The 22,217-nt window shown below is 58.2% G+C and carries 17 protein-coding genes; 9 read left to right on the top strand and 8 right to left on the bottom strand.

Going from position 1 to position 22,217, the window contains the following annotated elements; genetic code table 11:
* Window positions 1-113 precede the first annotated feature (113 nt).
* Together A7317_RS01285 and A7317_RS01280 are read left to right on the top strand one after the other, a co-directional pair.
* Complete coding sequence (locus A7317_RS01285; protein WP_069075047.1) at window positions 114-1,007, top strand: LysR family transcriptional regulator; 894 nt, start codon at window positions 114-116, stop codon at window positions 1,005-1,007.
* A gap of 845 nt (window positions 1,008-1,852) precedes the next feature.
* The gene (locus A7317_RS01280) at window positions 1,853-3,139 is read left to right on the top strand and encodes an OprD family porin (protein ID WP_069075046.1); all 1,287 of its coding nucleotides are present in this window, start codon (window positions 1,853-1,855) and stop codon (window positions 3,137-3,139) included.
* Window positions 3,140-3,212: 73 nt separating this feature from the next.
* Here the strand turns inward: A7317_RS01280 and A7317_RS01275 are convergent, their stop codons facing one another.
* On the bottom strand, window positions 3,213-5,342 hold the full coding sequence (locus A7317_RS01275; protein WP_069075045.1) for a M48 family metalloprotease: 2,130 nt from the start codon (window positions 5,340-5,342) through the stop codon (window positions 3,213-3,215).
* A gap of 933 nt (window positions 5,343-6,275) precedes the next feature.
* On the opposite strand from A7317_RS01275, the gene A7317_RS01270 reads away from it, so the two are divergent.
* From A7317_RS01270 to A7317_RS29750, 3 genes are all read left to right on the top strand, one after another.
* Window positions 6,276-7,028: a hypothetical protein gene (locus A7317_RS01270; RefSeq protein WP_069075044.1), complete on the top strand. Its 753-nt coding sequence runs from the start codon at window positions 6,276-6,278 to the stop codon at window positions 7,026-7,028.
* 262 nt (window positions 7,029-7,290) lie between these two features.
* A complete protein-coding gene (locus A7317_RS01265) occupies window positions 7,291-7,920 on the top strand; it encodes a hypothetical protein (protein WP_069075043.1) in 630 nt (209 codons plus the stop codon).
* Window positions 7,901-8,509: an ankyrin repeat domain-containing protein gene (locus tag A7317_RS29750; RefSeq protein WP_081329140.1), complete on the top strand. Its 609-nt coding sequence runs from the start codon at window positions 7,901-7,903 to the stop codon at window positions 8,507-8,509. The genes A7317_RS01265 and A7317_RS29750 overlap by 20 nt, the downstream gene beginning before the upstream one ends.
* A 181-nt stretch (window positions 8,510-8,690) precedes the next feature.
* Here the strand turns inward: A7317_RS29750 and A7317_RS01260 are convergent, their stop codons facing one another.
* The 3 genes from A7317_RS01260 to A7317_RS01250 form a co-directional block, all read right to left on the bottom strand.
* Window positions 8,691-9,680 (bottom strand): Abi family protein, encoded by a 990-nt coding sequence (locus A7317_RS01260; RefSeq protein WP_069075042.1) that lies wholly within the window; start codon window positions 9,678-9,680, stop codon window positions 8,691-8,693.
* A 336-nt stretch (window positions 9,681-10,016) separates the two neighbouring features.
* Window positions 10,017-11,267: an IS256 family transposase gene (locus A7317_RS01255; RefSeq protein ID WP_069074985.1), complete on the bottom strand. Its 1,251-nt coding sequence runs from the start codon at window positions 11,265-11,267 to the stop codon at window positions 10,017-10,019.
* 236 nt (window positions 11,268-11,503) lie between these two features.
* Complete coding sequence (locus A7317_RS01250) at window positions 11,504-12,499, bottom strand: D-cysteine desulfhydrase (RefSeq protein WP_024072788.1); 996 nt, start codon at window positions 12,497-12,499, stop codon at window positions 11,504-11,506.
* A 166-nt stretch (window positions 12,500-12,665) separates the two neighbouring features.
* On the opposite strand from A7317_RS01250, the gene epsC reads away from it, so the two are divergent.
* The 4 genes from epsC to mgrA all read left to right on the top strand — a co-directional run bounded on the left by epsC (window position 12,666) and on the right by mgrA (window position 18,661).
* On the top strand, window positions 12,666-13,592 hold the full coding sequence (epsC, locus tag A7317_RS01245) for a serine O-acetyltransferase EpsC (RefSeq protein ID WP_041160815.1): 927 nt from the start codon (window positions 12,666-12,668) through the stop codon (window positions 13,590-13,592).
* Between the two features lie 424 nt (window positions 13,593-14,016).
* On the top strand, window positions 14,017-15,978 hold the full coding sequence (betT, locus tag A7317_RS01240; protein ID WP_172831369.1) for a choline transporter BetT: 1,962 nt from the start codon (window positions 14,017-14,019) through the stop codon (window positions 15,976-15,978).
* 187 nt (window positions 15,979-16,165) lie between these two features.
* Window positions 16,166-17,515 (top strand): OprD family outer membrane porin, encoded by a 1,350-nt coding sequence (locus A7317_RS01235; RefSeq protein WP_069075041.1) that lies wholly within the window; start codon window positions 16,166-16,168, stop codon window positions 17,513-17,515.
* A 108-nt stretch (window positions 17,516-17,623) separates the two neighbouring features.
* The gene (mgrA, locus tag A7317_RS01230; RefSeq protein ID WP_069075040.1) at window positions 17,624-18,661 is read left to right on the top strand and encodes an L-glyceraldehyde 3-phosphate reductase; all 1,038 of its coding nucleotides are present in this window, start codon (window positions 17,624-17,626) and stop codon (window positions 18,659-18,661) included.
* Between the two features lie 67 nt (window positions 18,662-18,728).
* Here mgrA and tauD read toward each other — a convergent pair whose 3' ends face one another.
* From tauD to tauA, 4 genes are read right to left on the bottom strand one after another with little or no spacing between them, the layout of a single operon-like run.
* On the bottom strand, window positions 18,729-19,565 hold the full coding sequence (tauD, locus tag A7317_RS01225) for a taurine dioxygenase (protein ID WP_069075039.1): 837 nt from the start codon (window positions 19,563-19,565) through the stop codon (window positions 18,729-18,731).
* An 11-nt stretch (window positions 19,566-19,576) separates the two neighbouring features.
* Entirely contained in the window at window positions 19,577-20,413 is an 837-nt protein-coding gene (gene tauC, locus A7317_RS01220; RefSeq protein WP_069075038.1) for a taurine ABC transporter permease TauC, read from the bottom strand.
* Entirely contained in the window at window positions 20,410-21,189 is a 780-nt protein-coding gene (tauB, locus tag A7317_RS01215) for a taurine ABC transporter ATP-binding subunit (RefSeq protein ID WP_069075037.1), read from the bottom strand. Before tauB ends, tauC begins: the two co-directional genes overlap by 4 nt.
* A gap of 18 nt (window positions 21,190-21,207) precedes the next feature.
* Window positions 21,208-22,185 carry a taurine ABC transporter substrate-binding protein gene (tauA, locus tag A7317_RS01210; RefSeq protein WP_024072796.1) on the bottom strand — a complete coding sequence of 326 codons (978 nt, stop codon included), beginning with the start codon at window positions 22,183-22,185 and terminating at the stop codon, window positions 21,208-21,210.
* Window positions 22,186-22,217 lie beyond the last annotated feature (32 nt).

Here is a 22,217-nt window from a genome sequence, read left to right as displayed (position 1 = left end):
GGAGGAAGAACGTGCCAGGACCGGCAATGCAAAAAAGCATATAGCTGCCTAATGATTCTTTCCAATATATTGTTCGACCTGTTTGATAGCTTTTACGACCTAATGAGGCTTGCATGGAATTACGTCACCTGCGGTACTTCATCGCCGTCGCCGAGGAACTGCATTTTGGCCGTGCGGCGCAGGTGCTGGGCATCTCGCAGCCGCCGCTGAGCCAGCAGATCCAGGCGCTGGAGCAGGAGGTGGGGGCGCGGTTGTTTGAGCGGACCAATCGTCGGGTCGAACTGAGTGAGGCGGGGCGCCTGTTCCTGCACGAGGCGCGGTTGGTGCTGGCCCAGGTCGACAAGGCGGCGGATGTGGCGCGACGGGCGCAGTTGGGTGAGCTGGGGGAGTTGAAGATCGGCTTTACCTCGTCGGCCCCCTTCAACTCCAGCATCCCCCAGGCCATCTTTGCCTTTCGCCAGGCGTTCCCGGCCGTGCACTTGAATCTGCAGGAAATGAGCAGCACCGAGGTGGCGGAGTCGCTGGTGGACGAGTCGATCCAGGTGGGTTTGATGCGCCCGCTGCCTTTGCCCGATTCGCTGAGTGTCATCGAGCTGATGCGTGAGCCCCTGGTCGCGGTACTCAACGCCGGACACCCGTTGGTGGACGACAGCGAGCGCGGCCTGCACCTGGCGCAACTGGCGCAGGAACCGTTTGTGTTTTTCCCGCGCACCTACGGCAGCGGTCTGTATGCGCAACTGCTCAACCTGGCCCGCGACGCCGGTTTCAGCCCGCACTTCGCCCAGGAGGCGGGGGAGGCGATGACCATCATCGGCTTGGTGGCGGCGGGGCTGGGGGTGTCGGTGCTACCGGCGTCGTACCAGCGCATACGTATCGATGGCGTGGTCTATCGCACCTTGCTCGATCAGGAAGCGGTGACAGCGGTGTGGCTGGTGCAGCGCAAGGGCGCGCAAACACCGATGGCGAAGGCGTTTGTGGCGTTGTTGGTGGCGAGCGGCTTGCCCTGATGCCAGTCAGTTCAGGAGGAACACTGTAACTGTGGCGAGCGGGCTTGTTGTGGCGAGCGGGCTTGCCCCGCGTTGGGCTGCGCAGCAGCCCCAAAACCAGGCACTGCGGTGTGTCAGTTAAAAACACATCGCCTGTAATGGGGCCGCTTCGCGCCCCAACGCGGGGCAAGCCCGCTCGCCACGCTTGCTCGCGAAAAACTCACAGGCGCCGCGTTGATTCAGGAAACACGCGTTATCGTTGACGTTTTTCGCGAGCAAGCTCGCTCCTACAAAAAAGCCTTAACTGAACGGCATTAGGGCAAGCCCGCTCGCCACAGCGGCTCCAGTTTGCTGCGCGACAGCGCCAAGTCAGAGATTTAGTGGAACCCCCATTTAAAGCCTGTTCAGCCCTATAAAGGGTGGGTGCCTGTAAGCACCACGACGGCTCAGTGCCGCGCACCTATCCCAGGCCTTCTGCCGAAAACCGCAATCCATCCCCACCACCCTGGCCCGGCGCCATCACGTCAGGTATCAGCACACGTACCGCTTCCCAAATGTATTACGAAATATGTTTTTGACGTCGTAAGAGAAGGAATTGGGTCGTTTTTAGAACCGATGTAGGGCGTTGCTTAGAATTATTTCGCCTAAATACAGACGATTCGCGAAATTGACACATAGTTCAACGCGGGACTAGGATTGCGCCCAACGCCTGTGGCTAACCGCCATGACTCATCCAATAAAAAAAGGCCTGCGGCAGTTCAGTCGTCCGCGGGCCTTCTTTTTTCCGGGAAAAGTCGACGCCAGAAAAAGCAGAACGGAGCCTGGTGTCACAGCGCGTACTCAACCAGTAATAAGGAATACAAAAAATGTTGAAGCAACGGATGGGTCTGATTGCTCTGGGGATTTTGAGCGCCACTCAGGCCATGGCAAACGACCAGGAGCAATCCAAGGGTTTCGTAGACGACAGCCACCTGAACATCGCGGCACGCAACGCCTATATCAGCCGTGACTACAAGAATGGCAAGCAAGACAAAGCCGAATGGGGCCAAGGCTTTATCGGCAAGTTCGAGTCCGGCTTCACCCAAGGCACCGTCGGTGTAGGTGTGGACGTCATCGGCCAATACGCTATCCGTCTGGACGGTGGTAAAGGTCGCAGCGGCGCGGGCGGTATCGACTTCTTCAAACAAGGCGACAGCGGCGAAGCCGCCAACGACCTGGCCAAGGGCGGCGCAGCCGTCAAGGCGCGCATCTCCAACACCGTGATCAAATACGGTCAGCAGATGCCAGCCGTGCCGGTTCTGGAATACGACAACTCGCGCCTGCTGTCGGAAACCTACGAAGGCACCTCGATCGTTTCCAAAGAGATCGCCGGTCTGCAACTGGACGCCGGTCACTTCACCAAAGAAGCGCGCAAGAGCGCCGAAGGCAGCGACAGCGGCCGCCTGAAAAGCATCGACTACATCGGTGGTAGCTACAAATTCACCGAAAGCCTGTCCGCTGCGCTGTACGCTTCCGACATGCAAGACGTGCTGAAAAAGCAATACGTCAACGTCAACTACGTGCTGGCCCTGCCAGAGCAACAGTCGCTGACCTTTGACTTCAATGGCTACAAAACCAAGCTGGACCGCAGCTTCGCCCTGGAGAACCAAGGTGACGCCGACGCCCGCGACAACAAAATCTGGAGCCTGGGCGCCACGTGGGCCGTTGGCCCGCACAGCTTCACCGTCGCTCACCAGCGCAGCACCGGCGACACTGGCTACCTGTACGGCGGCTACCGCAACGCCGGCGGCGTCGGCGATGGCGGCAACACCATCCTGCTGGCCAACTCCTACTGGTCTGACTTCAACGGCAAGGACGAGCGCTCCTGGCAAGTCGGCTACGGCCTGGACTTCAGCACCTTCGGTGTGCCGGGCCTGACCTACAACGTGGCCTACGTGCGCGGTACCAACATTGACGACGGTTCCAACCGTGGCAATGGCACCGAGCGCGAAATCTTCAACCAGTTCAAGTACGTCGTCCAGAGCGGCCCGGCCAAAGACCTGAGCCTGCGTGCTCGTGCGTCCTGGTTGCGTGTTTCCAACAACGCCGACCAGTACAACGTCGGCGGTAACGAAGTCCGTCTGTTCGCTGACTACCCGATCAACGTTTTCTAATTGATCTGGCGTCGTGCCTGATTCCAGGCGATAAAAAACCCCGACTGGTTCGGGGTTTTTTTATGTGCGCCGATCAGTCCTCGCGGTGCTGCAAAATCTTGCGGGCGAGGGAGGCATTCACATAGTCGAGCATCAGTGACAAGCCCTCATAGGGTTCGAGCTTCTGGTTGTCGATGCACAACTGCGCCATCTGCAACAACACCTGACGTTTCTTCTTGTTGATGCGCGCGCCCGGCACGCCGAATGCGGTTTTGCGCCGTTCAGGCAAGGGCGCTTCCGGCGTCAGCTCCACGGTCACCCAGATACCCTGCATAAATTGCAGGGTGACACCGGCGATGTGCTCAATCGGCAACGGCTGTGCCAGGTTGGCGAACACAAAATGCTTCGGCGTCAGGCGCAACGCGACCTGCGGTGCGCGCTTGAAACGGCGCACACCCAGCCACAAAAAGATCAACGCGATAACAGCGATTGCCGCCCCGGCGCCGATCGCCGACAACGTGTTGCTTTTCAAACGTTCCGGGGCCAGCCAGGGCTGGCTCATGATGGCCAGGCCGAGCCCCACAAAAGGCACGGCGCACACCGCCATCAGCACGCCACGCCAACGCCCACCTTCATGCAGTTCACGTTCGCCGTCGGTCGATGTGGCCAGGGTTTCCAGCAACGCCGTGTGCGCGGTGTTTTCGGTGACCGCCACGTCGATCAGGTCGCGCGACAACTGCTCACGCAGCGTGCGCGGCGCACTGAAATAAGCGTCGATTTGCCCATTTGCAACGTGCGCATCCATGAACCGTATGGCGCTGTGCAGGGCGTCATCCGGCGACACGGCAAGCGCCTGCAGGCGTTCGCCATTCGACGGGTGCGAGTCGGTCGGGTGAGGCTGATGAATCTCCAGCGCTTGTGGCGGCACCTGCAGTTCACGGCCTTGCAGCGCGGCCAGGGCGGCGGCGGGCAGATCCTCTTCCGAGGCTGAGTCACACAAGGCCAACAGCGCGTCCTCGATAAGCGGCTGCAACACCGACACGCGCAACAGCGCTGAAGCCGCCGCGCCATTGCCGACCAGGCGCGCACCTGCGGCATCCGCCAGCAACTCGCGCTCGCGGCTCCAATGGTTGACCGCCTGATCAAAGCGCTGCATGAAAAACACGCCGAACAGGAATGACGGCCGCATCAGCCACTCCTGGATCAGGTCACTGGCCAGCAGGGTATCCAGCAGCACCGCCAGGCTGCGATTGACCCCATCGTAGATCGGCAAGAAGCGCAGGCTGTATTCGGTGTCTTCCCCTGCAAAGTGTGCGAGCTCATGGCCGATCACCGCGCCGATTTCGTCGCGGCTCAGCAGGCCGAGGTACAGCAGCGGCACATGCAAGGTGCGCCCATGCAGCGTGGTATGCGCCGGTTGCACGTGGGCCTCGCTGGAGGTCACGTAAAAACCTTGGGTCAGGCTCACCACGATATGGTCCGGTGACAGCGCGCCGAGCTTGCCGGCCAACGTATTCACGTCGCGCCACAGCGCCGGCGCCTGCGCGGGCGTCACCACCGCCCCGAACATCTCCAGCGGCTCGGGTTTGAACATACCCAGCATGTGCCGCGATTGTTTGAGCAGCAGCCAGATCGAATACAGGCAGAACGCCGCAATCACCGCCAGCACGGCCATCAGCTTGAACTCGCCGCGACCCAATCGACCGATGTGCCACATCGCCAAGCCTTCGAAACTCAAGGCCAGCGCCACCGTCGTCGCCATCGCCACCACATGGCTCACCAGCACGTAGGGCAACAAGCGGCTGCCGAGGGCGAACACCTGCAATAGTTTTTCCCGCGACTGCCGCGCACGCCGCCCCGCCCACTGTGTGCCGGCCAGCGCCGCCACACCGATCAACGCCGCCAGCAGGCCCAGCCCCGTCACCCACGGCGCCAGGGTGCGCATGCCGCTATTGATACGTTGAGCGGTGGGCAGTTCGGACGTGATTTTATCCAGCCGCTCGAGCGCCGGCTGAATGCCGATTTTTTCCTCGCCCAGGTCGATAAGGGCCGTAGGGTTTTGCGTCGCCAAGGTGTTCAGGGTTTGCCGAGTGGCGCTGACATCGGCCTGGTAGTTGATCAACCACGCGGCAGCCTCACCCGCCCGCTCACGCTCCCAACCGCCCAGAGCGGCGAGCAGCAGCGGGACAATCACCAGCAGGCAGATCAGTTTCAGGGCGTTCATGGGCATCCGTTCGCAACGCTTAGTCTTGACGGCGTTATACAGAAAAACCGCCCAGCAGGGCACCAAAAAGCCCCGGCCTGACTAGGCTGGGGATCGGTAAAACTCCTCTATCGAGTGAGAGCTGTCACGTTCGTAATCACTGCGAATGGGGGGCGTGGTTAGCGCCTGCATCAAGTCGGTTTCTCAGGCTCGGCCGCTGGGTTTGCAGCCGGGGGAGTGGGGAGCGATTGGGAAGATAGCTGGGTTGGTGGAATTAGGTGTTTTTATGGGTTAGCCATAATTATTGCCAGTTCATAATTCAGCATAAAGCTTGGAAATTGAATCTTGGGTATAGAGGTGGGGGATTTTCGAGGGGGTGTAGAGGTGTGGAGAAAGGCGGGCGGGCATCAGCTAAATACAAACACCCCAGAAACAACAAAGCCCCTGCATTTCTGCAGGGGCTTTGTTTTGTATGGTGCGGCACCAGACGAACGGTATCTTTCGGCAGGGCTAGGTTTCCTGTGGGTCTGGAAGTCGGTGGAAAATTTGGCGTACCCCAAACGGTAACTATAAATAAATCAGCTGGTTATGGTCTTCAGTGGAATCGAATTCGGGATTTATAAGGTATCAGAACGCTATAGGCTGACAGGTAGATCATCCAGAGTAAGCATGGTAAGCATCGTGGGTTAGAATATTGCCGACGGGATGTGGTTTTTGGATCTTACCCCTGTTTGGTATCCTATTTTTGGATTATAAATTTAAACTTCATCACCACAACTGGCGATACACGAGCGGAGTGCAAGCCTATCAAGCCAATGTTAGTCATCCTTGCCTGCTCCACCAAATCATAGCAATTGACCAAAGAAGTTTTCTCAGCGAGCCATCGCATGGCGCAGCGCGATTTCAAAAGAAAAATGCTGCATTTAGGGCCAAATCTAGTTCAAGGAATAAATCGTGGATAACGAAAGTGGGGTAATGGCAGCCTTTGTGCGTAACGTCGAAAATATAGCTAAGGCCAAAGGGGTGAACTTTTGGCATTATCCCACCGGCGGGCAGGATAGGAAACTGCTGGGGGACACAATATTTACCAACTCAACCACGTACAGCCTAGTCGAGTTCAAGGATACAATACATAAGGCCTCGTCCGAGGTGCACAAAAAGGATAGAGTATTGGCTGTGTGTGAGACGGTATTTTCTGACAAGATCATGTGCCAACTGCACGACCAATGTCATTTCATTGCCGGCGATGATTTAAAGACTTCTGAACAAGTTCTATTTATATATCGCCATGCGGTTTGCAATCGCGAAGTATTCGCTGAACCTGCTGAAGCGCATTTACCCTATCTCAGCTCAAACATTAATGAAGGCGGCAGAATATATCTTGATGAGTATGCTAGTGATATTTTCTCATCGACGCCAGCGTATGCATTGAGCGTGACCGAATTTGGAAAATATTTGAAAGTGCTTGTGGATGCGACGACGGGAGGTCGGAAAGGAGTTGAGGTATGCCTTGTCGCTTCAGATGTTAACGACCAAAATCGCTGTATATCGATTCGCTTCGATAATGTTCTTGATTTGCATAAGTGGGCGCTAACAAAACTGTATAAAACGCCTTCCCTTAGTCAGCAAGGAAGAAAATCAAAAGCTAAATCGACCAACAAAATCCGACTTTCTAGTAGTAACGATTTCGATGATGGGCCGTCGTGAGTGGGGCGGTTTTTATTGCTTTAATATTTCTCCCGGATGCAGTATAAATCGCAGTTTAATCGATCATGTCGCTCCGGGATGACGGCACTCGCGCTACGTACCGCTTATTGATTTATTTCTGTTTTGTCGATGGTCTAAGCTTTTTATATAGTTCTACTAGTTGTTGGTCTATGCGGTTTGGGGGGCGGATGACGACTTGCAAAAACTTGGCTTGTGATATCATGATTTTAATTTAGTTGGTAACTTTGCAAAGGGGCAATGTGTGACAAAACTAGCTGATGATTTCGGTAAGGAGCGTAGTCTTCTTGCGATTAGCAGTATATTGATATTTTTTACCGTTGTTTTGAAAATGGATTTCGATTTCCAATTGCCGTTTGTTAGTGCGAAGTTGGTATCTAAAGATAATTGGTTGTTGTGTTTGTTGGTGTTAAGTTTTTACTTTTCTTTCAGGACTATCTTGGAGTGGCTCAAGTCGGATGGCATTGCTAGAAGCGAATTCTCCAATAAGGCGGATTTTTACTCGTCTCTGATTTTTGGCGTTGGGGCGATTATTGTAGCTGCCAAAGTTGTTTTTGGGCATTTGGCTGTGTGGGATTTACCATTTTTCCCAAGTATGGCGATACTGATAATTGGTGAGGTGATTTCTGCGACGATATCGGTGGCGCTTGAGTCTTTGGCTTATATCAGAACGCGAAGTAAAGCCTATGCCGCTGGTTTGCCTAGAATACCTATAGCCACTCGTGGGGCGCTATTAATTTATATCCCGTTGGGTTTTTTGCTTTTTCTCGTGGCGTATTTTTTAACGAAGTTTTTCGGTAACGATGCTCTTCGTGATGTTTGGTTGTGGATAATAGCTACGCCGATTTTAGTGCATGCTATTTTTTTTGGCTAAATTCTTCTTATTTCCTGATGAGGTGAAGAGGGAAAAGCTGCAGTTAGTATTCGATCAGCATGATGCCGCGTATCAGGTCTATGGTTATGATCGTCGTGCAAAAGCAAGTTGTACGGATTTGTACCAGGCCACTGAAGAGCGGTCGTTTGATAAGGTTCGCGAGCTTGTTGAGCATGGGGCTGATCCTAACCGTAAGGAGCAGCATGGGTGGACTCCCTTTATGTTAAGCGTTGCAAATGGCGATCGTGAAATAGTTGACTTGTTTTTGCGGTACGGTGCGGATGTTAATGTTGTTAATAATTTGGGGCGATCTGCATTAAATTTTGCTAGTCGATACGGATTTCTCGATTTGGTAGAGAAGTTGGTGTTTGCAGGTGCAGATATCAATGGATCCGTCGGGGGATATAATGGCTCACCCCTTATGGCTGCTATAGAAAACAGGCATGAAGATGTTGCCATGTTCTTGATTGAGATCGGCGCAGATGTAGGTCTTGTGGGGCCACGAGATAAAACCGCTTTGCGTTGCGCTGAAGAAAATGAGCTAGGTCAAATAGCTAGCATGATAAGAAATAACTTAAATCGTGGTTAAGGGAGTGAAACGAAAATCGGGGACAGTTCACGACTAATTTAGCGTGGTCTGTCCCAAAATTACGACCAAATTACGCTGGAGGCCTTCAATGCTGCCGCCCGCAGTGAAAAGGGGACGGATTTATTTTCGGATTTTTAGGTTGGGGGGATAGTCAAGACGATACCTGCAGTTTCTGGCTTCCTTATTCCAAACACCATTGCTGCTGATTTTTCCAGTCATTTGGAAATCCCATGAGTCTCAAATAACCCAGTTCCTGCTGATCCATGATTTCGGCCAGACGAAGCTTCCATTGGCTGTCTGGACTGATCAAGTCGGTTAGATAGGCCAGTATCGTCAATACGATGTATAGCCGCTGCTTGGGCTGAGGCCGGTTGGCAGGTGCATTTTGGATGACCCATTCATTGGGTAAGGCTGGTCGAATCGAGAGCTCTCGGTTCCATAGCCGTGAGTGATGGGCGCAGCAATTTCGAATGAAAGTCAGAGTATGTAGCCAGGAGGCCAATACATCGAAGGGCAGATTGAATCTGGCGGCGATAGCTTTCTTATCGGCACTTCTGCCTATGGCACTGAAGAGGGTAGATACCGTCCCAAGGCTGAGTTCTTCCAGGATCGCCCAAGCGGGCGGCAGCTCAGGGTGGGCATAGGTCGCTCCGTAGTATCGGAAGTAGTTATCGCGCATGCGGTTTTCGATCCGCTGTTGCTGGAGCCCATCGGCCTGTCGACCGTTTTTTATGCGCTCAATATCACGTCTGAGTTTGTTGCGCTCTTTATTCAATTGCTCCCGCAGGGGGCGCAACAACTCGAGATGCGCGTATGACGAGGAGAAGACTGACGCGTCAGCTATCCAGTCAGGCCCATATTTAGGGCACATGTGATTGCTTATAGTCGCTCGTATGGCGACTTCGACACGTTCGATGGCATCCATGGTTATGCGTCGCAACGAACCATCGAAGCGGTAGATATCGACAACTGCTTTCAGGGTGCTGCCGGGCTTGAAGGTGTGTTCAGGGTCTGGCTCCTGGAAGGGGCGCATATAGGGGCTCAGGCGAAACAGCGTGACCACTTCGAGAAAACGCATGGCCCGATCGTCGTTGGCGACGTGCAGGCCTCGTTGCTTTAGCAGTTCCAATTGCTGTTCTACGCTGAGGGCCGGCTTATCGAAGGGCCTCATGTAGTTTTCTCCAGGCAAAAAAAACCCGCACGATTTGAGCTTGCTGACTGGGTCAACCTAGGCTTGGCGGGTGTGTTGGGGTGCATTATAGGTAGCTGGAGGAGGTCGTCAACTTCATGCTGAAGTGAAATTGTAACGGGTAGGTGTGCAGGCAGATTTGGATGGGCAGCCGGACTTGCATAGGGGGCGAAATCTGAAGATCAAAAGATCGCAGCCTTCGGCAACTCCTACAGGGCGGCGGCGGGGTGCTTTTTAGGCGTTGGATTTCTGAATGCCGGGACTGTCAGATATTTTGTGTGCGGGCCGGTAACGGCCTGCCGTCAGGCAGGCCATGCTTTACCAGGTTGGCCTGATAAATCGATCTCCGTACAGAATCGCAAATTGATTCATCGCACTTTTCCAGTCATGGGCCGCGGAGCCCCAGTTTGCGGTGATATTGCGCAGTCCAAGCCAGATCAGTTTTGTCGCCGCATCGTCGGTCGGGAAGTGACCTCGGGTCTTGATGATCTTGCGCAACTGAGCGTTGATGCTCTCAATGGCGTTGGTCGTGTAGATCACTTTTCGAATCGCCGGCGGGAACACGAAAAATGGGATCACACGATCCCAAGCGCGGCGCCAGGCAGCCACTACCGTCGGATACTGCTTGCCCCATGGCCCGCTTTCAAACGCATCCAGCGCCTGCTCGGCCGCTTCGGCGGTCACCGCCTGATAGATCGGTTTGAGCGCCTTGGCCAGTTCGCGACGCTTGTCCCAGGCCGCGTAATCAAGACTGTTGCGGATCAGATGAACAATGCATGTTTGCAGTGTCGTGTCTGGAAATACGGCGTTGAGAGCCTCTGGCATGCCTTTCAGTCCATCGGTCACAGCAATCAACACGTCTTCGACGCCGCGTGTCTTGAGGTCGTTGAAAACTTTCATCCAGAACTTGGCGCCCTCGGTATTTTCTACCCAGATGCCGAGAATATCGCGTGTTCCGTCAGGCAAAACGCCCAGGGCCAAGTAAATCGCCTTGTTGCGAACCAGCCCCTCTTCGCGAATTTTGACCCGTAGAGCATCGAAGAAAATAACCGGATACATCGGCTCCAAAGGCCGCTGTTGCCATGCACCGATCTCTGCCATGACCTCGTCGGTTACAGAGCTGATGAAGTCGGGAGAAACGTCAGTACCGTACTGCTCGGAAAGAAACGCTCGGATCTCTCTGACCGTCATTCCACGGGCATACATGGCGATGATCTTGTCGTCGAAACCGGTGTAGCGGCGTTCGTGCTTGGGGATCAAAATGGGCGAAAAACTGCCGTCCCGGTCGCGGGGAATATCCAGTCGGAGCGGACCGTCGCCGGTTAGAACCGTCTTGCCGCTTTTGCCATTGCGCTGGTTGGTTTCATCCTCTGGGCGCTGCGCGCCCGGCGGATAGCCCAAGTGGTGACCTAGCTCTGCACTCAGCGCTCGCTCGATCAAAGCCTTCTTGAACGCCGCAGACGCGTCCTCGATAGCTTCAGCGGTCATCGGTCCATCGGTGAATTGCTCGAGCAGCTCTTTCGGGATTTTCGGCAGCTCTCGCAACGCGGGTTTCTTTTTGGTTGGCATACATGCACCTCTTACTCATGTTATGCCCGAACACAAAATTTCTGACACCCCCTTCAGTTAAGCGTACATCGCCTTCTGTAGGAGCGAGCTTGCTCGCGAAAAACGTCAACGATAACGCGTGTTTCCTGAATGAACGCGGCGCCTGTAAGTTCTTCGCGAGCAAGCTCGCTCCTACAAAAAAGCCTTAACTGAACGGCATTAGGGCAAGCCCCCTCCCATATTCAGCCCGCGTTTATTCAGCTGAAAACCGAGTCATAGGCAAACAACGCCGGTGCCCCGCCGGTATGCAGGAAAATAATCGGGCCATCTTCAAAGCGCTGGCGCCCGATACCGTCCAGCAAGCCGGCCATGGCCTTGCCAGTGTAGACCGGGTCCAGCAGCAGGCCTTCCTGGCTTGCCAATAGCTTGACCGCCGAAAGGGTGCCGGCGTTCGGTTCGCCATAACGAGGGCCGAAATATTCGTCCCACAGAATCACCTTGAACGCGTCGGGGATGTCCACGCCGAGCAACTCGGCCGTGCGTTCGGCCAGGCCCTGCACTTTCGGCAACTGCGCTTCCTCGGTGCGCGACACCGTAACGCCGATTACCGGCAACTTCGGCAGCACTTCGCTCAAGGCCAGTGCCAGGCCGCTGTGGGTACCGGCGCTGCCGGAGGCCAGCACCACGGCGGCAAACTCGATCCCGCTGGCCTCGATCTGCCCGGCCAGTTCCAGGCCGGCGCGCACGTAGCCCAGGGCGCCGAGTGCATTGGAGCCGCCGATGGGGACGAGGTAAGGCTTCTTGCCGTTGCTGCGCAGGCGGTCGGCGAGGGCGTTGAGTTGCTCGTCGACGTTGTCGAGGTTCTCCACCAACTCGACCTTGGCGTCGAACAGCTCCAGCAGCAGGCGGTTGCCGTTGCCCAGGTAGTTGGGGTCTTCGGTGCCGGTGGGGTTTTCCAGCAGGGCGACGCAGCCCAGGCCGAGCTTGGCGGCGAGCGCGGCGGTCTGGCGTACGTGGTTGGATTGGATGGCGCCAGCGGTCACCAGGGTGTCGGCCCCCTGGGCGAGGGCATCGGCGGCCAGGTATTCGAGTTTGCGCAGCTTGTTGCCGCCCATGGCCAGCGGCGTGGTGTCATCGCGTTTGACGTAGATATCGCGTCCCAGCCAGGTCGACAGCCGCTCGAGTTTTTCCAGGGCGGTGGCACCGCCCAGCAGTTCCAGACGGTTAAAGCGGTCGAGCTGTTGTTTGATCATGGCTACGCACGGTTGCTAAGTGATGGAGGGACTATAGGCAGGCACTTTTCATCGGGCAACCGTCAATCGCATATGCCGGAAGGTTCTTAGCATCACACCATTGGTTCTTAAGGGCGGCCGGGGTGCATACCGTAAAGTGATGGCCATTTCGTCAGGAGTGAATACCGTGAGTGAGCGTTCCAGTCATTGGCAATTACAGACCATCGTCAGCCAACTGCGCGGCGCCCGTGACCAGTGGCGTGCGCGCAATGGCCGTTTGAGCGGCGAGCACGGTGGGCGTGAGCTGCCCTCGCGCGAAGCCGTGGCGCAGATTCTCGAAGCGCTGTGTGGTGCGCTGTTCCCGATGCGCCTGGGGCCGGTGGACCTGCGTGAAGAGAGTGAAGATTTCTACGTCGGGCATACCCTCGATGTTGCCCTCAACGCCTTGCTCGCTCAGGCGCGCCTGGAACTGCGCTATGCCGCCCGGCAAAGCGGCCAGGACGACAGCGACGTCGACGCCCTTGCCATCCGCCTGATCCAGGACTTCGCCCTGGCCTTGCCGTCCCTGCGCAGCCTGCTCGACACCGACGTGCTGGCCGCTTACCACGGCGACCCTGCCGCGCGCAGCGTGGACGAAGTGCTGCTGTGCTATCCGGGGATCCTCGCGGTGATTCACCATCGCCTGGCGCACCATCTGTACCGGGCCGGCCTGCCGCTTTTGGCGCGGATCAGCGCGGAAATCGCCCACTCGGCCACGGGCATCGACATTCACCCCGGCGCGCAGATTGGCCCAAGCTTCTTTATCGACCATGGGACCGGCGTGGTGATCGGCGAAACCGCGATCATCGGTGAGCGGGTGCGCATCTACCAGGCCGTGACCCTTGGCGCCAAGCGTTTCCCGGCAGATGAAGATGGGCAGTTGCAGAAGGGCCATCCGCGCCATCCGATTGTCGAGGATGACGTGGTGATCTATGCCGGGGCGACGATCCTCGGGCGGATCACCATCGGCAAGGGTTCGACCATTGGCGGCAACGTATGGCTGACCCGCAGTGTGCCGGCGGGGGCGAATATTACGCAGGCGAATTTGCAGCATGATGATGGGGCGCAGAAATAGCGCCGGTCTTGAAAATCACACACAACCCTGTGGGAGGGGGCTTGCCCCCGATGGCGGTGTGTCAGTCACAGATGCATTGACTGAACCACTGCCATCGGGGGCAAGCCCCCTCCCACATTTTGTGACTGCATTGCAAAGTTGAGCCGTATTTCAGTCAGCAAGGGCTGAACGATTTGCCTCTCCCACCCGTCATACCAATCCTTGAGCTGATGTAGGAATCCCCTACCACTCGGCCCTGCGATTAGTCCCAGGCTGCCTATCCATGTTTAACTTGAATGCTCGTTCAAGTTAAACCGGTGGTTCGCTGCCCGCTCACAACAGGAGGCTTACCTTTGCTGAGTCCGTTATTCACAGCCACATCCTTCACCCTCGGGGTGCATCGTTCATGAGTGCATCGTCCACCCCAGCCAGCGGCCTGGTGCGCATGAATGCGCCCGTCTTCTACTTTGCCGCGACCTTCATCCTGCTGTTCGGCATCACTGTCATCGCTATCCCGCAACAGGCTGGTGCCTGGCTGCTGGCGGCGCAAAACTGGGCGGCCAATACGGTCGGCTGGTACTACATGCTGGCGATGACCCTGTATCTGGTCTTCGTGGTGGTCACCGCGTTATCGGGCTACGGCAAGATAAAACTCGGTGCCGACCACGACGAGCCCGAATTCAGTTACCTGTCCTGGGCCGGCATGCTGTTCGCCGCCGGCATCAGCATCACGCTGTTTTTCTTCTGCGTTTCTGAGCCGCTGACCCACCTGGTGCAACCGCCCCAGGGCGAAGCGATGAATGCCGATGCCGCGCGCCAGGCCATGCAGATTCTCTTCCTGCACTGGGGCCTGCATGGTTGGGGGGTGTTTGCCTTTGTCGGCATGGCCCTGGCGTACTTCGCCTACCGGCATAACCTGCCGCTGGCCCTGCGCTCGGCGCTGTACCCGCTGATCGGCAAACGCATCAATGGCCCTATCGGCTATGCGGTGGACGGCTTCGGCATCATCGCCACGGTGTTTGGCCTGGGTGCCGACATGGGCTTTGGCGTGCTGCACCTCAACTCCGGGCTCGACTACCTGTTCGGGGTTGCCCACACGCAGTGGATCCAGGTCGGCTTGATCACCTTGATGATGGGCGCGGCGATCCTCGTCGCCGTGGCCGGCGTCGACAAGGGTGTGCGGGTGATGTCCGACATCAACATGCTGCTGGCCTGCGCGCTGCTGCTGTTCGTGTTGTTTGCCGGCCCCACCCAGCACTTGCTCAACACCCTGATCCAGAACATCGGTGATTACCTGGGTGCGCTGCCGACCAAGAGTTTCGATGTGTACGCCTACGACAAACCGAGCGACTGGCTGGGCGGCTGGACGGTGTTCTACTGGGCCTGGTGGATCGCATGGTCGCCGTTCGTGGGCCTGTTTATCGCACGGATTTCCCGTGGTCGGACCATCCGCGAATTCGTGTTCGGCGTGCTGCTGATCCCGCTGGGTTTCACCCTGGCGTGGATGTCGATTTTCGGCAACAGCGCTATCGACCAGGTGCTCAACCACGGGATGACCGCGCTCGGTCAGTCGGCCATCGATGACCCCTCGATGAGCCTCTACCTGCTGCTGGAAACCTACCCGTGGAGCAAAACCGTCATCGCGGTCACGGTGTTTATCAGCTTCGTGTTCTTCGTCACGTCGGCCGACTCCGGCACGGTGGTGCTCTCGACCCTGTCGTCCAAGGGCGGCAACGCCGATGAAGACGGGCCGAAATGGCTGCGGGTGTTCTGGGGCGCCATGACCGCGCTGGTCACCAGTGCGTTGTTGTTTGCCGGCAGCATCGACTCGCTGAAGTCGGCCGTGGTGCTGACCTCATTGCCGTTCTCGCTGATCCTCTTGCTGATGATGTGGGGGCTGCACAAGGCCTTCTACCTCGAATCGCAAAAGCGCATCGCCCAGTTGCATTCGCTGGCGCCGGTGTCGGCCTCGCGCAAAGGCAAGGGCGGTTGGCGCCAGCGCCTGAGCCAGGCGGTGCACTTCCCATCGCGGGACGAGGTGTACCGCTTCCTCGAATCGACCGTGCGCCCGGCGATCGAAGAAGTGACAGCGGTGTTTGTCGAGAAGGGGCTCTCGGTCGTGACTCAGCCCGATCCTTCCAACGACAGCGTCAGCCTGGAAATCGGCCACGGCGAGGAGCACCCGTTCATCTACCAGGTGCAGATGCGCGGCTACTTCACGCCGTCGTTTGCCCGTGGCGGCATGGGTTCCAAAGAGATCAACAACCGTCGCTACTACCGCGCGGAAGTGCACTTGAGCGAGGGCAGCCAGGACTACGACCTGGTGGGCTACACCAAGGAGCAGATCATCAACGACATCCTCGACCAGTACGAGCGGCACCTGCAGTTTTTACACTTGGTTCGCTAGCCGTTTGTGGGAGGGGGCTGGCCCCCTCCCACAAAAAACCGCGCAAGGCCCTGAATTCACGGGCTTTCTTAAATTTAATTTCATCCGCCTGCGCGCCGTTTTGACGCGTAACTGTCATCTGGCCACTGCGTAATTGTGTGAAGCGTTTGACGCTTTCATTTCAGAACAGTGACGGAGACCGGTACCCATGAAGACGTTTTTAAGCCCTGTGGTGGGAGCCGCCATGGCGAGCTTTATGCTGTCTGCCCATGCCGATTTTATCGATGACAGCCACGCCGACGTGACCCTGCTCAACCGCTACCTCAACCAGCAGGGGCGTGACGTGGTTGGCAGCAATGCCAAGGCCCACAGCATTCGGGATTGGGGCCAGGGGTTCGAGTTCAACTTCAAATCGGGCTACACCGAGGGGCCGGTTGGCTTTGGCTTGGACCTGCAAGCGTTCTACGGCTTGAAGCTGGATTCCGGCGGCGACCTCAACGACAAGGACCACCTGGGCCGCTACCCTGGCAGCATGTTCCCGCTGGACAACGGCAAGTCCGCCGACCAATTCGGTGTGCTCAGCCCGACCTTCAAGATGCGCTTTGCCAAGGATGAGTTGCGCGTTGGCACGCTGTACGGCAACAACCCGGTGCTGGCCAACACCGACGGGCGCCTGTACCAGCAGACCAACACCGGTGTGCAACTGGTGTCCAAGGACCTCAGTGACTTTACCTTCACCGGCGGCGATATTTTCAAGACCAAGATCCGCAACGAAACCGGCGACCAGGGCATGATCACCGCTGGCGGGACCAAAGAAAGTGACCGCTTCCTGTTCGGCGGTGCGGACTACAGCGGCATACAGAACACCACTGTCAGCTTGTGGTACTCCAACCTTGAGGATTACTACCAGCAGTTCTTCCTCGGCGCCAAGCGCCATGACGCCTTGTCAGTCGGTGCGATCGACACCGATGTACGCGTGTTCCGCAGCCTGGGGGTAGGCGGTAACGCCGATGGCGACAAAGACTTTGCCGGCGCCGGTTTATATGGCGATGGCAGCACCAAGGGGCGCATCAACCAGTCCACCGTCAGCCTGCTGGAAAGCTACAGCCTGGAGGGCCACACCGTCGGCCTGGGCATCCAGAAAAACAGTGGCGACAGCGACTTCCCATACCTGGATTCCGGCCTGAACAGCGGCGATAACCGTCAAGGGCCTGGCTCGGGTGCCGACACTCCGGCGTTGACCAACATGCAGTTGAACAAATTCCAGCACGCGGGTGAGCGCACCTGGCTGGCGCAATACAAATATGACTTCGGCAAGCTTGGCCTCAACGGCCTGACGTTCTCCGCTGCCTATGCCCACGGCGATGACATCCGCACTGCCCAAGGCACCACCAGCGAATGGGAACGTAACGTGGCCGTGGCCTATCAAGTGCCGACCGGGACCCTCAAGGGCCTTGGTGTCACGTGGAAAAACGCGCACGCCAGCCCGGACATTACCGGCGCCACGGTGCAGGACGAAAACCGCTTCTATGTCAGCTATGTCGTTCCCCTCTGGTAGGCAATTGCTGTAAAACGGAAAGGCAGACTTAAGCGATTCAGCTGGTTAAAAGGCCTGGGAATATCGTTATTCCCAGGCCTTATTTGCCTACGTCCAAGAGAGGATTCGATGACTTACATTGCTGCCGAAAACCGCTATGAATCTATCCCGTATCGCCGCGTAGGCCGCAGTGGACTGGTGCTGCCGGCACTGTCCCTGGGCCTGTGGCACAACTTTGGCGACAGCACCCCGATCGACACACAACGCGCCCTGTTGCGCACCGCGTTCGACCTTGGGATCAACCACTTCGACCTGGCCAACAACTACGGCCCGCCCTACGGCAGCGCCGAGATCAACTTCGGCCGTTTGCTGCGCGAAGACTTCAAGCACTACCGCGACGAATTGATCATCTCCAGCAAAGCCGGTTGGGACATGTGGCCGGGCCCTTACGGCCAGGGCGGCGGCTCGCGCAAATATGTGCTGGCAAGCCTGGACCAGAGCCTGCAACGCCTGGGCGTCGACTACGTGGATATTTTCTACTCCCACCGCTTCGACGCCGACACCCCCCTGGAAGAAACCGCCAGCGCCCTCGCCACCGCCGTGCAACAGGGCAAGGCGCTGTACATCGGTATCTCTTCTTACTCCGGTGTGAAAACCCGCGAAATCGCCACCCTGCTCAAAGAGTGGAAAGTGCCGCTGCTGATCCACCAACCGGCCTATAACCTGCTTAACCGCTGGGTGGAAAAAGACCTGCTGGACACCACCGAAGAACTCGGCGCCGGGGTGATCGCATTCACGCCGCTGGCCCAGGGCCTGCTCACCGACAAGTACCTCAACGGCGTGCCGGCCGACGCCCGGGTCAACCGTCCGGGTGGCGGTTCGTTGCAGGCCAAGCACCTGTCTGAAACCAACATCGCCCACGTACGTGCACTGAACGAAATCGCCCAGCGCCGTGGCCAAAGCCTGGCGCAACTGGCGCTGGCCTGGACCTTGCGTGACCCTCGGGTGACCAGCGCGCTGATCGGTGCAAGCCGGCCGGAGCAGATCATCGAGAACGTCGGGGCGTTGAAGAACTTGAGCTTCACCTCCGAGGAACTGGCGGAGATCGATCGGTTTGCGCAGGAAGGCGGGATCAACTTGTGGGAAAAGCCATCCAGCGCTGAATAACCCGGCTGCACTGGGTCAATGAGGGAGGGGGCAAGCCCCCTCCCTCATTTGATTTTCAGTGTGGCGACTAGAACGGCACATCCCCAAGAATCGTCGCCCGATGCATCACCCGCCGTTGCGGCCGGTAGTCATCCACCGCGTAATGCTGGGTTACGCGGTTATCCCAGAACGCCACGTCATTTTCCTGCCAGCGCCAGCGAATGGTGAACTCCGGGCGGGTCGCATGGGCGAACAACAGCTTGAGGATCGCCTCGCTTTCAGCAGGCTCAAGCTCATTGATCCTGGTGGTGAACCCCTCACTGACGAACAGCGACTTGCGCCCACTCACCGGATGCGTGCGCACCACAGGGTGTGACAGCGGTGGGTTCTTCTTGCGGGTTTCTTCCCAACGCGCCAGGTCTTCGGCGGTGTTGCCGAAGCGCTCCAGCGGGAAGGACTTGATGAAGTCATGGGTTGCCGTCAGTTCGTTGAGCAGCGCTTTCAACGGCTCCGACAACGCCTCGTACGCGGCAATGCCACTGGCCCACAACGTGTCGCCACCAAACGCGGGCAGCTGCTTGGCACTCAACACCGCGCCGAGGGCAGGGGTGGGCAGGAAGGTCACGTCGGTGTGCCATACGGCATTGTCGCGTACGTCGGTGACGGCGGTGTCGAGGATCAGCACTTCGGGCTGTTCCGGCACGTTGGGGTAGATCGGGTGGATGTGCAGGTCGCCGAAATTCGCCGCAAACCGCGCCTGTTGCTGCGGCGTGATCGGCTGGTCGCGGAAGAACAGCACGGAGTGGGTGAGCAACGCCTGTTCGATGGCGTCGCGTTGTTCGATGTTCAGCGGTTGGGTGATATCCACGCCACTGATCTGGGCGCCCAGGGCGGTGCTCAATGGGGTAACGGTCAGGCTGCTCATGCTGTTCTCACTTAATGTGCCTGGCCGTGCCATGGCACTAATTTACGCTGCAGGGCGCGCAGGCCCATTTCCATGGCGAAGGCGATCAGTGCGATCACCAGAATGCCAAGCACCACCACATCGGTGACCAGGAATTGCGCCGCTGACTGCACCATGAAACCCAGGCCGCTGGTGGCGGCGATCAACTCGGCGGCGACCAGGGTCGACCAGCCCACCCCTAAACCAATGCGCACACCGGTGAGAATGTCCGGCAGCGCGCTGGGCAGGATCACATGGCGGATCAACTGCGCGCGGGTGGCGCCCAATGACTGCGCGGCGCGCAGCTTGGCCGGGTCGACGGTGCGCACACCGGTGGCGGTGGCGATGGCGATCGGCGCAAAGATCGCCAGGTAAATCAGCAACACCTTGGACAGCTCGCCGATACCACACCAGATCACGATCAACGGCAGGTAGGCCAGGGGCGGAATCGGCCGGTAGAACTCGATCAGCGGGTCGAGAATGCCGCGGGCAATGCGGTTGGAACCGATGGCAATACCCACGGGGACGGCGGTCAACACCGCAAAGCCCAAGCCCAGGCCGATACGGCTGAGGCTCGCGCCCAGGTGCTGCCACAGAGTGGAATCCATGTAGCCGGAGGTCGCCAGCAACCAGCCCTTTTGCAGCACGGCGGATGGCGGCGGCAGGAACAGCGGTTCGATCAAGCCCGTGGCGGTCACCGCCCACCAGATCGCCAGCAAGGCGACCATGGTCAGCAGGCTGATCCAGCGTGTGCTCAAGCTGCGACGCGCGGGGATAACCACGTGCGCTACCGGTTTTGCAGCGGTGGCGGGGAGTTCGTAGCTGCTCATGCGGACACCTGCCGTTGCGAGAACACTTTGCCCAGCACGTGTTCACGGGTTTCGATAAAGCGTGGGTCGGACTTGATCGCACGCGCCGCTTCACCGGCCGCGTAGCGCTGGCCGAAGTCCAGGTGCAGGCGCTCGACGATCTGACCTGGGTTGGGCGCCAGCAGGATCAGGTCGGTGGCAAGGAACACGGCCTCTTCGATGTCATGGGTAATCAGGAAGGTCGGCTTGGCCGTGCGCTTCCAGACTTGCAGCAACAGCTCCTGCATCTGCTCGCGGGTGAAGGCATCGAGGGCACCGAAGGGTTCGTCCATCAGCAATACGCGAGGATCTGCCGCCAGGGCGCGAGCCAGGCCCACGCGCTGTTTCTGCCCGCCTGACAGTTGCCAGATGCGGCGGCTGTCAAAACCGGCCAGGTCCACCAGCGCGAGCATTTCTCGCGCACGGGCTTCGCGTTGCGCCTTGGGCACGCCGGCCAGCTCAAGGCCGAAACCGACGTTGGCCAGCACGTCCTGCCAGGGCAGCAGGGCGTCGTCCTGGAACACCACGCCGCGTTCGGCGCTGGGGCCTTTGACCGGTATGCCATCGAGGGTGATGCGCCCGGCAGAAGGTTCGACAAAGCCGGCGATCAGGTTCAACAGCGAAGTCTTGCCACTGCCGGACGGGCCGAGGGCCACCAGCAATTGCTGAGGCCCAAGGTTCAGTGAAATGTCAGACAGTACCGGTTCTGTGGCGCCTGGGTACTGTGCGCTGATGCGCTCCAGTTGTAGCAAGGCCATCGCGATGAACTCCTTGAATCAGTGGGTGATGAACTTGGCGCTGACGTAAGGGGCGTAGTCCGGCAGCACGGCCTCGACCTTGCCTTGTTCCTTGAGGAACGCGGCGGTGTCGGTCACCGCTTTGGTGGTCGGTGCGCCCAGCAAGGTCACCTGGTCAGCGGCCAGCGGGTAGACGTTGCCTTGCAGCAGCAACGGGATGTCGCTGGCCTTGGCGCCGGAGAGTTTCACCAGCTTGTCGACGTTGCCTTTGTCGGCCAGCCAGGCTTGTGGGTCTTTGCGGTACTCGGCGTAGGCATCGAGCGTGACTTTGGCGAACGCGCTGACGATTTCCGGGTGTTTCTCGGCAAAGTCCTTACGCACGATCCACGCATCGAAGGTGGGCGCACCGAACTTGGCCAGTTCGCCGGAGGTGATCAGCACCTTGCCGTTTTCCTTGGCTACGCCCAGGGCTGGGTCCCACACGTAGGTGGCGTCGATATCACCGCGCTTCCAGGCGGCGATGATTGCCGGTGGTGCGAGGTTGAGGATGGTGACTTTCGACGGGTCGATATTCCAATGCTTCAGCGCGGCCAACAGGCTGTAGTGGCCGGTGGATACGAACGGTACCGCGACTTTCTTGCCGATCAGGTCCTGGGGGCCGTTGATCCCGGAACCGTTGCGCGCCACCAGGGCTTCGGCACCGCCGATCTGGGTGGCGACGAGGAAGGTTTCCACTGGCACTTTGCGGGTGATCGCAGCGGTCAGTGGGCTGGAACCGAGGTAGCCGATTTGCACATCGCCGGAGGCGATGGCGGCGATGATATCGGCGCCATTGTCGAATTTGCGCCAGTCGATCTTGGCGTGGGTGGCTTTTTCATAAGCACCGTCGGCCTGGGCGACTTTGGCCGGGTCCACGGTGGTCTGGTAGGCGATGGTCACATCCGCCGCCTGGGCAAACAGGCTGGCACCGGCCAGGGACAACGCCGCCAAGAGGCGCAGAGGGGTAAGCAGTTTCAAGGGGAAGCTCCTCAATCAAGCGGCCGAGGGTC

The organism is Pseudomonas fluorescens, from assembly GCF_001708445.1.
GTDB classification, from domain to species: Bacteria; Pseudomonadota; Gammaproteobacteria; order Pseudomonadales; family Pseudomonadaceae; genus Aquipseudomonas; species Aquipseudomonas gorinensis.
This window is presented reverse-complemented; position numbering and strand designations above follow the sequence as displayed.